The organism is Roseimarinus sediminis (genome assembly GCF_050433125.1).
In the GTDB taxonomy this organism is placed as follows: domain Bacteria; phylum Bacteroidota; class Bacteroidia; order Bacteroidales; family Prolixibacteraceae; genus Roseimarinus; species Roseimarinus sediminis.
Window position 1 is genome coordinate 293,768 of the sequence record NZ_JBNPXV010000002.1, and the last position, 12,011, is coordinate 305,778.

The 12,011-nt window shown below is 48.9% G+C and carries 8 protein-coding genes; all 8 read right to left on the bottom strand.

Annotated elements, in window-relative coordinates; translation table 11 throughout:
• Positions 1 to 89: 89 nt before the first annotated feature.
• The 8 genes from FHS86_RS04210 to FHS86_RS04245 all read right to left on the bottom strand — a co-directional run bounded on the left by FHS86_RS04210 (position 90) and on the right by FHS86_RS04245 (position 11,987).
• On the bottom strand, positions 90 to 1,469 hold the full coding sequence (locus FHS86_RS04210; RefSeq protein WP_429411468.1) for an aldehyde dehydrogenase: 1,380 nt from the start codon (positions 1,467 to 1,469) through the stop codon (positions 90 to 92).
• Positions 1,453 to 2,286 carry an SDR family oxidoreductase gene (locus tag FHS86_RS04215; RefSeq protein ID WP_429411470.1) on the bottom strand — a complete coding sequence of 278 codons (834 nt, stop codon included), beginning with the start codon at positions 2,284 to 2,286 and terminating at the stop codon, positions 1,453 to 1,455. The genes FHS86_RS04210 and FHS86_RS04215 overlap by 17 nt, the downstream gene beginning before the upstream one ends.
• A 112-nt stretch (positions 2,287 to 2,398) precedes the next feature.
• Positions 2,399 to 3,367, bottom strand: a complete 969-nt coding sequence (locus FHS86_RS04220; protein ID WP_429411472.1) for a glycoside hydrolase family 43 protein — start codon at positions 3,365 to 3,367, stop codon at positions 2,399 to 2,401.
• 13 nt (positions 3,368 to 3,380) lie between these two features.
• The gene (locus FHS86_RS04225) at positions 3,381 to 5,942 is read right to left on the bottom strand and encodes a glycoside hydrolase family 95 protein (RefSeq protein WP_429411474.1); all 2,562 of its coding nucleotides are present in this window, start codon (positions 5,940 to 5,942) and stop codon (positions 3,381 to 3,383) included.
• Positions 5,943 to 6,310: 368 nt separating this feature from the next.
• The gene (locus FHS86_RS04230) at positions 6,311 to 8,161 is read right to left on the bottom strand and encodes a rhamnogalacturonan lyase (protein ID WP_429411476.1); all 1,851 of its coding nucleotides are present in this window, start codon (positions 8,159 to 8,161) and stop codon (positions 6,311 to 6,313) included.
• A 139-nt stretch (positions 8,162 to 8,300) separates the two neighbouring features.
• Positions 8,301 to 9,056 carry a GDSL-type esterase/lipase family protein gene (locus FHS86_RS04235; RefSeq protein ID WP_429411478.1) on the bottom strand — a complete coding sequence of 252 codons (756 nt, stop codon included), beginning with the start codon at positions 9,054 to 9,056 and terminating at the stop codon, positions 8,301 to 8,303.
• A 1-nt stretch (position 9,057) separates the two neighbouring features.
• The gene (locus FHS86_RS04240) at positions 9,058 to 10,443 is read right to left on the bottom strand and encodes a glycoside hydrolase family 28 protein (RefSeq protein WP_429411480.1); all 1,386 of its coding nucleotides are present in this window, start codon (positions 10,441 to 10,443) and stop codon (positions 9,058 to 9,060) included.
• Between the two features lie 86 nt (positions 10,444 to 10,529).
• Positions 10,530 to 11,987 carry a glycoside hydrolase family 28 protein gene (locus FHS86_RS04245; protein ID WP_429411482.1) on the bottom strand — a complete coding sequence of 486 codons (1,458 nt, stop codon included), beginning with the start codon at positions 11,985 to 11,987 and terminating at the stop codon, positions 10,530 to 10,532.
• Positions 11,988 to 12,011: the final 24 nt, after the last annotated feature.

Consider the following 12,011-nt stretch of genomic DNA (forward strand, 5'->3'; position numbering starts at 1 on the left):
ATACAGCCATTTGGATAAATGCTTAGGAATGATGGCTCTTTCGACTGATTAAGACCTTCGTTGCTGAACAGGACAAAGCAAGAGGCAGCTTATTTCAATATCTTTTCGAGCAGTTTAAAATACTTAAAAGGCACGTACTTTAAGGGCAGGTCGAATGCCGTGGGCGTTGTTACAATCGAACGCTGATTGCTGAAAGCCAGAAAGCTCTCGTGCCCGTGGTATTTTCCCGTACCGCTGTTGCCTACACCGCCGAAAGGCAGATGATGGTTGGCAATGTGCATCAGCGTATCGTTGATACAGCCCCCGCCCGAGGTGCTTTTCGAAAGAACTTCTTTGGCCTTTTTGTTTTTGCCAAAGTAATAAAAGGCCAGTGGTTTTTCATTGGCATTGATGTAGGCAAGGGCTTCATCGAGGTGCTTGTAGGTCATCACCGGCAGGATGGGGCCAAAAATTTCGTCCTGCATAAGCAGAAAATCAGGCTGCACCTCGTCGATAATGGTCGGAGCAATGTAACGTTGTTGCCTGTCAACTTCGCCGCCGGTATGTATATGCCCCTGTTTGAGAAGTTCTGTGAGCCGGTCCATGGCCCTTTCGCTCACGATGCGCGGATAGTAACGGCTTTCTTTGATATTTTCGCCATACATCAGGCGGATGTTTTGAGCCATTTTGTCGAGCAGTTCGTTTTTAAGCGAATGATGCACCAGCAGGAAGTCGGGAGCAATGCAGGTTTGTCCGGCGTTGATTAGTTTACCCCAGACGATGCGTTTTGCAGCTAGGTTGATATTGGCCCCGGCATCGACGATGCAGGGACTTTTACCTCCCAGTTCAAGCACTACGGGCGTTAAATATTTCGATGCTGCCTCCATCACAATTTTTCCAAGTTGAGGGCTTCCGGTAAAGAAGATGATGTCGAAACGCCGGGAAAGGAGGCGGGTGTTGGTTTCCCTTCGGCCCTGAACAACCGTGATGTATTCGGCAGGAAAATAAGCTGCAAGCATTTCTTCGATGATTTTGGCAGTGGCCGGTGCATCGGGTGAAGGCTTCAGCATACTGCAACAACCAGCAGAGATGGCTCCTACCAGCGGATTAAGCAGCAGTTGAAAGGGGTAATTCCAGGGAGCCACAATTAAAGCCACGCCAAGCGCTTCGTAGTGTATTTTACTTTTCGAAGGCCACAAATGCAAAGGGCTTTTTACCTTTTTGGGACGTGCCCATTGCTTTAGCTTCTTCAGGTGATAATCGATTTCGCCGCTTACAATGCTGATTTCGGTGAGATAGGCCTCTTCGGCCGATTTATGCAGATCGGCCCATAGGGCTGCTTCAATTTTTTCGCGGTACTGAAGGATGGCTTTTTTGAGTTGGCGCAATTGTTCCCGACGGAAACTGACCGAACGGGTTGCATTGCTGGAAAAATAAGCCCGTTGTTTTTCCAGTTTTTCAATTATTTGGTTTTCAGCAGTGTCGTTCATTGTGGTTGATTTTCTTGTTACGTCCTGTAAAATGATCCATGGTACTGTAAATACCGAATACTTTATCAATGAGCCAGTCGAAAGCACTGATGGGCAAAAGAGCCTGACTAATCCGTGTTAAGCGATAGATATAGCCCGGTAGGGTGAGCAGCTTTTTATCTTTCTGTATGGCCCTTACAATGGCAGCAGCTGCTTTTTCAGGATCGAGAATGGGGATTCGCGACTGTACACCATCGAACATTCCGGTGTTGATATAATAGGGCAAAATGCTTGTTACAGCCACCTTCTTCTTCAGCTTTATCATTTCAATCCGCAAACTGTCGGACCAGCCAATCAGGGCCCACTTGCTGGCGGCATAAACCGCCATGCGCGGGTTGGCAACTATTCCGGCCGATGAGGCGATGTTGCAGATGTGACCAGCGTTTTGCTGCATCATGTCGGGTAAAAACGCGTTGCACACCAGCATGGGGGCCAATGTGTTGATGTCGAGTGTCCGGCTAATATCGGTCGTGCTGTGTTCGTGAAAATATTTTCCAACCACAATGCCGGCGTTGTTAACAAGGACGTCGACTGTTCCCTTTTCTTTTTTTACCTTCAGCGCACTTTCCTTCACCTGGTCTTCTGAGGAAACATCGACCCGGTAGGCTGTAAGGTCACCCAAAGGAGAAAGTTCCCTAAGGGTTTCATCAATATTTTGTTGACTAAGATCCCAAATAATGACCGTCGAATTTTTTTCGAGAAACATACGGGCCATTATTTTACCGATACCCGATGCTCCGCCTGTAATCAGAATGTTTTTGTTTTGTAGCACTTTCATGGTGTTGCCTGGTTTTTTAAACAGTTCTAAATTTAAAGGAAGTAAACATCTTTTCAAAACAAAAAATCCTGCACCGATGGGAGCAGGATTTTTAATGGGTGTTGTAAATTAATTATTTTACTGGATCGACACCTTCGGTGGTCATTTGTACCCGCTTCATGGTGCCGTCGGGATTGTAATAAAGATAGTCGATGCACACCGAGCGGCGAAAGCTTGCTCCGTGGGGAACGATGCTGCCATTGTGGTAAACAAAGTAATCCCTGCCTTTGAATTCAATAATTGACTGATGATTGGTATTGCTGTTTCCGGCCACCTCGTTGAGGATGCCTTTGAATTCCCAGGGGCCACCCGGACTTTTACTCATGGCATAAGCGGTTTTTTCGGGAAACTGATAGGCATAGCTCAGGTAATACCAGTCGCCTTTTTTGTGGATGTAGGGTGCCTCGGTGAAATTGGGCAGGCCGTCGACTTTATGGATGGGACCTTCGAAGTCGATCATGTTTTCCTTCAATTTCACATAGTAGCATTGGGTGTTGCCCCAGTACAACCAGGCCTGCCCTTCGTCGTCGACATAACAGCTAGGGTCGATGTCGTCCCAGCTGATGGAAACATCGGTGGTCATGTCGTTGGTGATGATGGCTGATCCGCGGGCATCGCGAAAGGGGCCAAGTGGAGAATCGGAAACGGCCACCCCGATTGATTTTCCGTGAATGCTTTTGTGCTCCACAGTAACATACCACCAAAATTTTCCGTCGTGTTCAACTACTTCGGAAGCCCAGGCAGCGCCACTGGCCCAGTCGAAAGTAGCAGTAACCCCCACGGCTGCTTCTTCGGTCCAGTTCACCATATCGTTTGACGAGTAGATGAGCCATTCATTCATTACATAACGGTTTTGGTTGGGCGGACATTCGTCGTGGCCCACATACAGGTATACTTTATCGTTGTGTACAATGGCTGCCGGGTCGGCAGTGTATTTGTCCTTAATTACCGGATTACCTTCCTTCACCGTCACCTGTGCCGTGACTGAAAGCTGCGCAGTCATCAACACGAGCAGCATGCATACCATCATTTTGTTTGTCATTGTTGTATCTGTTTTAATTGATTGATTTGATTTTAAGTTGTTCACCCGCCCTGGCGTCCCAAATATAATCATAAACTTCGGGAACTGCAGGTGGCTGTATGCTTTCATCACCTGCAAAAACAGGCAAAGCAACAGTGGTCATTTCCAATAGATGGTTCGACGGTTTTTGCCTTTGTTCCAGGGGGCTTGCTTCGGGAATTTCAAGCGGCGTATAGCTGCGAATGATGCACTGGCCGCCAATTGTTGAGCTGATGACGGCTTCCTGTATTATTCCGTCGTTCCATTCCATATCGACCACAAAACCACCGCGGGCCCTTAGTCCGCTTACCCTGCCTTCGTTCCATGTATCGGGCAGGGCAGGGAGCAGGTGAATCGTTCCGGCATGGCTTTGCAGCAACATTTCAGCAATGCCCGCTGTAAGTCCGAAATTACCATCGATCTGGAAGGGCGGGTGGGCATCGAAGAGATTGAGGTAGAGCCCTCCACCGTGATGTTCAATGCTGTCGAAGCCTACCGGTTGAAAAAGATGGTTAATGATGGTAAGGGCGTGGTTGCCATCGAGCAAACGGGCCCATAGGTTGGTTTTCCATCCCATCGACCAGCCGGTGGCTCCATCGCCCCGGCGGAGCATCGAATTGCGGGCAGCACAAAATAATTCAGGAGTATCCCATGGATTGATTTGGTTCGAAGGGTGTAAGCCGTAAAGATGGGTCAGGTGACGGTGTTTGGGTTCCGTCTCTTCAAAATCGAGGTTCCATTCCTGAATACGGTAGGATGTACTGATTCTGAAGGGTTGAAGCTGTGGAAGCAGGGTGTCGATGCGGGTTTGGAAGGCCGGATCGGTGTCGAGGATGCGTGCCGCTTTCAGACAGTTGCCAAGCAGTTCGTTGGTCATGGCAAGGTCGCCGCCCGGACCGGGGCATACCGAGGCACTCTTGCCGCTTGAAGGATCGATGAAAGCATTTTCGGGCGAGGTGCCAAACATGGTTTCATAATGGCCGTCGGCATTTTGATGCAACATGCCCAACACGAATTCGGCAGCATCTTTCATTATCGGATAGGCTTCTTTCAAAAAATCGGTGTCGCCGCTGAAAAGGTAATGTTCGTATAGATGGCTGCAATACCAGGCAGCACCCATGCTCCAGTGGGCCCATTTGGGATCGCCGGTTCCATAGTCGCCAACAGGGGCACTGTGCGCCCAGATGTCGCCATTGTGATGGGCAACCCAGCCTTTGAGTCCGTAATTGACCCGTGCCGTTTCTTTCCCATTGATCGAAGCAGCTTTAATGAGCCTGAACAGTGGGCCGGTAAGTTCGGGCAGGTTACAGGCTTCGGCCGGCCAGTAATTCATTTGAACATTGATGTTTTGGGTATAGTTGGCACTCCAGGGTGGCCGAACATTTTGCGACCAGATGCCCTGCAGGTTGGCGGGCTGACTGCCCTGACGCGAACTGGAAATAAGCAGGTAACGACCATAGTTAAACAGGAGACTCACCAAATTGGGATCGTGATTGTTGCGATAGCTGACCAGGCGCTGGTCGCTTGGAATTTTCCTGTTTTCAGCTTTCCCGCCCAGTTTCAGTTGTACCCTGTTGTACAGGTTCTGGTAATCGTCGAGGTGGTTTTTTTTCAGTTGTTTGTAGTTGAGCTGTTCGACATGCTTCATTTGTTTGCGGGCCAGTTCTTCATCGTCTTTGCCTTCGAGACCGGCCGACTTAAAGCGTCCGTTAAAGCTGGTGGCCGAAGTAAGCAACAGGGTGACCCTGCCGGCATTGCGGATGAAAAGCGAATCGGAGTGAAAAGCAACTTCGCCCTGATCGGTCAAGGCTTTCAGGCATACGGTGGCTTCCATGCCTTCGCCGTCCCAGCTGTCGTAAATGACGGCCTCGTCGGGTGTGAATCCACCCCGATAGCTGGGCTCAACGTGCATGGGAGCTTTCACTTTCAATTCGAGCAGTCCGTCGTGGTAATTTACCTTGTGCATCAGTTGGCTGGTGAAGGTGAGGGCCAGGTTAAGCGGTTCATTGCCCCTGGCTTCGAAGTTGAATACCATGGCCTGATCGGGAAAGCTGCTGAAATGTTCGCGGCTGAAACTTGTTTCATTGCTTTGATAACACACGCTTGAAATGGCTTGCGAAAGGTCAAGGTCGCGCTGGTAGTTGTCAATGTCGCGATGTTGAAAGTTCAGTAGCAGGTCGCCCAGCGGCTGGTAGCTCTGGGTAAACGGACCCTGCATGTTCCGCAGCATTTGGTGCGCCTGATGATATAAGCCTTGCTCCAACAACTGCTTGACGTCGTCGATGTAGTTGATGGCATCGGGGTTGTTTCCATCTTTGGGATAGCCCGACCAAAGTTCATCGTGGTTGAGGCGGATGATTTCTTTTTTCGGATCTCCGTAAATCATGGCTCCAAAGCTGCCATTCCCGATGGGAAGCGCATCGGTCCATTCCCTGGCCGGCTGTTGGTACCACAAGCGTGATGATTCGGGGCTTTCGTTTTGCCGGCAGCCGGCGCTCAGCAGCATAATGATCAAAAGTAGAAGGGATACAGTGAAACAGGAGGTCCTGAATTTCATGCTTACAGGTTTTGGTTATCGTGTTAGCTAAAATAAGGAAAGCAGCTAAGAAATGAAAATTACATGTTGAGCTGGTCTGCCGCCTGCGGTTTGTGTTGCCGGCTTTCTGTATTTGCGTTGTACATGCAGAGCGCCCGTCAGTGGCTTAATTTGTTGTTCCTTATGTAAAGGGAAGGCTGTTGCTGAAGGGCAAGCAACTTTCTCCCGGTTTAGAAAGTCTGCTGTAAGTTTGCACGGGATCTTCTCACTGGTAAGAAAGTCTGCTGACATGGTGCACCAGCAAAGCGCCAAAGCACAACGAGCTTTATTATGCAGGAAGCTTTCACCTGTACCGGAGAACCAATGCTTAGTGGCAGATCTTCTTTCTGCTATTGGGGATAATAGATCAGCGGAATGGGTGCTTCGGGCATGTCGTGTCCCAGGAAAAAGCCGGTGTGTGGCGGCTGGTTGTAGGCCACATTTTGCCAGGCAATGCTCAGTCGGTAAAGCGGATCGTGCATCAGGGTGTACAGGCGCCTTTCGGTAGGAATGGTTGTGGTATATATGCGCAGTGCCTTGTTGTCGTTGGTGCGCCATATCACTTCTTCACGCCAGTCGCCCAGCAGGTCGGCACTCAGGTTGGGATTGGCCTTGGTCCAGTTGATTGAATTGCACTCTTCGGCAGTGAAAAGCCTCCCTACACCGTATTTGTCGATACGATTGCGGTCGAGCAGTTCGCGCAGTTCGTCACCATCCCACCATACTAAAAAGTTATACGACTGAGGGCGGCCTTCGATGGCTTCGCCTTTCACATTATAGGGTCCTAATCCGCTGATGGCCCATGCTTCGGCACCCCTGTGTCCGGCTGTTATGTCGGCCATTACACCGCGGCCCACATCGTCGGGACTGGGATATTCCCAGATCATTTCGCCGGTGGCTGCATCGCGGAAGGAAACACCGGGTGCACCGGGGCCTTTGGCCTCGTGGGGCATGAAGAATTCGAGACCGGGACGGTCGGGATCAAAGTCGCTCAGGTGACCGGCATCGCCATGGCCCATGCCGGTAGAGTAGAGACCGCTTCCGTCGTTATTGATGGCACAGGCACCGTACATAATTTCATCGCAGCCGTCGTTGTCGACATCGCCCACGGCCAGGTTGTGGTTGCCCTGACCGGCATACGCTTCATTGCCGGGGGCATTGCTGTCGAAGGTCCATACATGACTGATTTGTCCGTCGCGATAATTCCAGGCGGCGAGTACGGTGCGCGTATAATAACCACGTGCCATTACCAGGCTGGGGCGCTTGCCGTCGAGATAAGCCACGCAGGCCAGAAAGCGGTCTGAGCGGTTGCCATAGCCATCGCCCCAGGTTTCATTCAGTTTTCGGGGATCGTATTCGGTACTGCCCTCTAAACGTGCAGGCAGGTAATAGGTGGTAGCCAGTTCCCGGCCTGTTTTTCCATCAAAAACGCTAAGGTATTCAGGCCCCGAAAGTATTCGGCCTTCAATTCGTCCGCCAGCCAAACGATAATCGGCCTGATCGTCGTCGTTTTTGGCAGGCCCCTGGCTCAGAAATTCACCTTTCCCATCCCTGGTGCCCGGAGCTGTTTTGCATGCAATTTCGGCAATGCCGTCACCATCGAGATCGTATACCATGAACTGGGTGTAGTGGGCTCCTTCACGGATGTTTTTCCCCAGGTTGATTTCCCACATAAGGGTTCCGTCAAGCTGATAGGCCTGCAATATGGGCTCGTCGGTAAATCCTGCATGAGAATTGTCGCGGCCACGACCATTTACATGTAGTATAATTTCATATTGTCCGTCGCCGTTGAGGTCGCCTGCCGAAGCATCGCCCGGAGCATAGCCTTCAGGCAATTGAAGCGGAAGCTCAAGGTAGTTGTCGTTCCATACTTTTACCTTCTGTTTCTCGTTGATTTCTTGTCCATCAACTACCGGTTTGATTTGGTAAACCGATTGCAGCGTGCCATCGGGATCGGTATAGTTGGAAGCACCTGTGGCAGGAATACCGGCTATTTTTTCCCTGTCGCGATAAATGTTGAAAGCGGTATTTTCCATTTCGGTAGCCAGGATACGCCAGCTTAGAAATACACCCTTTTCGGTTTTTATGGCCAGTAGTCCTCTGTCGAGCTTTTCCATCTGGCGTTGTGCGCCGGCCACGAAACTTGTTGCCAGTATGATCGTTAGCAGGAGTAAGCTTTTTACTTTGTAATTGTTTTTCATCATAGTGTTTTTTGTAACAGACCGCCTGTTCTTTAGGTTGTCATCCCCCCGGCTTCTCTTCATCAAGCCAGGCCTGATTAAGCAAAGTATCCGTGTAGTTGGATACCTGTTCATTGTAAAGGTTTATTGAAGGGCCTTCCTATTTTATTGATTTAATCAAAGATTCTTCAAAAGTAAGCCATTTCTCATATCCTTCATGATTCAAATGCAAGCCGTCGCTGGTGTATTCTTTTCGCAACAAGCCTTCATCGTCTGTAAACTGTGCATACAGGTTGATGAGGGTATAGTTTTCTTTAGCGGCATATTTCGTCAGCAGGGCATTTACCTTTAAGATGTCCTGTTTCAGAAATTCACGCCGGGTTGGTAAAATGGTGCGTACATAGATTTGGGTTTCGGGTGAATGGCGGTGAATTTTTTTGGTGATTTTTACGATGTTTCGGGCTACATACCGGGCCGACGGAACGATTTTATAGTATTGAAGACTTGAACGGGCATCCTGATCATGATGCAGGTTATAAAGGTCGTTAATGCCAATCAGAATCAATACGGCCCTGGGTTGAGAATGGGTGATCTCATCCAGCCGCTTGAGTACACCATCGGTCACATCGCCCGAGATACCGCGGTTGCGGATGTGTTCGACTCCAAATTTTTCACTCCAGTCACCCCCTTTTTCGGTAATGCTGTTGCCAATAAACACCATTTCGTTTTCCTGCAGCGGATAGTTCATGAATTCAGTAATCCGCTTTTTATAATGCACACGGGTCCAATTGTTGTGATACTTTGAAACTACTTCTCCTGTGGGGTATAAAGTTTTTTGCTTTGCATGAACGAATTGGCCGATGGCAGTTAAGCAGAAAAGCAGCATGAGACAGGGAAGGTAGTATATGGCTTTCATCTTATTTATTCGATTGGATAGTTAAGGGCTGATCGTTTACGAAAAAACCTTCAACATTTTTGTGTTGGTGTTCGAAAGCCCGGATGCTATCGGCCATTACATTTTTCATACTGATGTTTTTTACCGGTTTTTCGGCTTGCGCGTCGATGTTTGAGATGAAACTGACACTTTTTGAGCTTACATTCTCAAGACGGATATCTGATAGGGAGGTCAGTTTCACCTCGTAGGTTGGAACAATGTCGCGCCACTGGTACAGTACATCGGTTTCGATGCCTAAAATACCGTTGGAGATGCTGCCTGCATTAATGTTGCTAATATGGATGTTTTTGACATAACCACCGCGACGTTCATTGGTTTTGATGAACACAAGGTGAAACATTTTTGCTCCATCGAGTACTTTACAATGATCGACAAAAACATTTTCGATACCTCCTGAGAGTTCGCTGCCAATGGCCACCAGCTGATGACCATTTTTGACGGTACAATTGCGCATTACCAGGTTTTTTGTGGGTGTATTCAGCCGCCATGCATCCTGGTTTCGACCTGACTTGATGGCGATGGCATCGTCGCCCTGGTCGAATACGCAGTTTTCGATTAGTATGTTTTGGCTCATTTCGGGATCGACCCCGTCGTTGTTATGGCCGTGTGCAAAAACATTGAGATTACGGATGATGATGTTTTTCGACAGATAAGGATGGATGGTCCAGAAAGGACTGTTTTCGATGGACACTCCTTCGAGCAGGATATTCTCACATCGATTAAACTGGATAAAATGGGGACGTAGGTTCGATGAATCGTTGGCCATTATCCGGTTTTCGACCGGCCGGTATTGGGCTGCTTCGTGATAGAGCCATTTCAGGCTGTTCATGTGAGCTGCCGGTCGGCCAAACCAGTTTCTCCAGGTATCCATTTGGGCTTTTAAGGTGCCATTTCCCGTGATGGCAATGTTCTGACATTGGTAGGCGTAAATGAGAGGAGAGTAGTTGTAACATTCAAGGCCTTCCCATGTTGTATGTACAGCCGGCAAATAATCTTCAGGATTATCGGAGAAGAGAAGGGTTGCTGCTTCTTCGAGGTGCAGGTTGACATTGCTTTTCAAATGAATTTTCTTGCTCAGCCATTCCCCGGGAGGAATTACTACTATCCCGCCTCCTTTTTTGTTCGCCTGATCGATGGCCCTTTCAATGGCCGTGGTGTTTTTCTCAATGTTCCCGGGTTGGGCGCCAAAATCGGTTATGACGTAGCGTTTTGCTTCTGAAAAGTCGGGAATGGTGATGGCCGGCATATCGAAAGGAGCTTCCACTTCGATGCTTTGTAGCGGTATTTTTGTGGTACACGAGGTAAATACGAAACCCAAAATTAAGATGAATGGAAAAAACTTGTTCATTGACAGGTTGGTTTTGTGTGCTATAATTTTTTAGTTGTTATGAATAGAATATCTGGCCTTGCAGGCACATTACATGATAAAGGTGCTTACTTCACCGTGCCCCAGATGTTGACCTCGCGCGAAGTCTGAAATTTCACATTTTCTAAAGTGATGTTGGTGACATAGCGGAGCACACTGGCTTCACGGGCATCTTCAATGAGCACATTTTTTAGTACAATGTCTGAGATTTCGGACTCACTGCTACCCAATAGGAATAGGGGGAAACGTGTTTTCCTGCAGTTGATGTTTTCGAGCCGGATGTTTTTAACCACCGGAACATATCCGTGTCCTTCACCTTCTTCATATACCATGTTTACTTTCAACAGGGTTTCTTCCACTTCGCCAACTTCAATATGGCGGGCATAAACGCCATCGATGGTTCCACCCCTGGCCGAATTGGTTTTCAGGCGGATGGCGCGGGTAAGGTTGGGACTGTCCATTTTACAGTCTTCGATGTAAATATTCCGCGCACCGGCTGAAATTTCGCTGCCAATTACCAGGCCTCCGTGTCCGTCTTTCATCTCGCAATTACGTACAATGATGTTTTCCGAGGGGCGGTTGATCCGCCGGCCGTCTTCATTTCTGCCCGACTTAATAGCAATGCAGTCGTCACCGGTGTTGAAAGTGCAGCCCTCGATGAGCACATTACGACAGCTTTCGGGATCGCAACCGTCGGAGTTGGGGCCATTGCTGTTGATCGTCAGATTCCTGATGCTTACATTTTCGCACAAAACCGGATGAATGACCCACATGGGGGAGTTGATGATGGTAAAATCCTGAAGGAGTACATTTTCGCAAAGGTAGGGCTGTACAAATTGCGGACGGAGGTAATGGCCTTCACCAAAAACACGTTCGGATACAGGTACTCCATTTTCGGCCATCGCGAAAAGGGCCTTGCGGTTTCCGGGGTCCTTCTGACTTGGCATTCCTTCGCTGTAACCATAGTCTGTTCCGCTGCTCCAGGGCCACCAATGTTCTTTGGATGCCTGTCCGTCAAGAAGGCCTTCACCGGTCACGGCAATGTTCTTTTCTTTGTAGGCATAGATCAATGGGGAATAATTCATGAGTTCGACCCCTTCCCAACGGGTAGCTACCACCGGAAGATAATCCCCGGGCCGGGTTGAGAACAGCAGGACGGCTCCCTTGCTGATGTGAAAGTTCACATTGCTTTTGAGATAGACAGGACCGGTCAAATAACGGCCTTCGGGCACCACCACACGACCACCGCCAGCATTACTACAGGCCTCGATGGCTGCTTTAAAAGCTGCCGTATTATCAAAACTTCCGTCACCAAGGGCACCGTAATCAGCTACCTGAAAATCGCGGTCAGGAAAAGCAGGTGGGTTGATTCGCTTCAAAATTTGTGCTGCATCGGACCAGGCATCATGGTTGCCATTTGCTGCCAGGTTGTCGTGCTTTGGCTTGCTGGTGCATGCTGAAAGAAGCACGACCAATGTTATAACTAGCATGTAAAAAACCGGATGGGATGGTGTAGAAACTTTCATTCTGAATATTTTAGCGTTGTTTTT

Bases quoted from the DNA above. Each gene is read 5' to 3' on its own strand.
- FHS86_RS04210 (WP_429411468.1), bottom strand. From the start codon at position 1,469: ATGAACGACACTGCTGAAAACCAAATAATTGAAAAACTGGAAAAACAA.
- FHS86_RS04215 (WP_429411470.1), bottom strand. From the start codon at position 2,286: ATGAAAGTGCTACAAAACAAAAACATTCTGATTACAGGCGGAGCATCG.
- FHS86_RS04220 (WP_429411472.1), bottom strand. From the start codon at position 3,367: ATGACAAACAAAATGATGGTATGCATGCTGCTCGTGTTGATGACTGCG.
- FHS86_RS04225 (WP_429411474.1), bottom strand. From the start codon at position 5,942: ATGAAATTCAGGACCTCCTGTTTCACTGTATCCCTTCTACTTTTGATC.
- FHS86_RS04230 (WP_429411476.1), bottom strand. From the start codon at position 8,161: ATGAAAAACAATTACAAAGTAAAAAGCTTACTCCTGCTAACGATCATA.
- FHS86_RS04235 (WP_429411478.1), bottom strand. From the start codon at position 9,056: ATGAAAGCCATATACTACCTTCCCTGTCTCATGCTGCTTTTCTGCTTA.
- FHS86_RS04240 (WP_429411480.1), bottom strand. From the start codon at position 10,443: ATGAACAAGTTTTTTCCATTCATCTTAATTTTGGGTTTCGTATTTACC.
- FHS86_RS04245 (WP_429411482.1), bottom strand. From the start codon at position 11,987: ATGAAAGTTTCTACACCATCCCATCCGGTTTTTTACATGCTAGTTATA.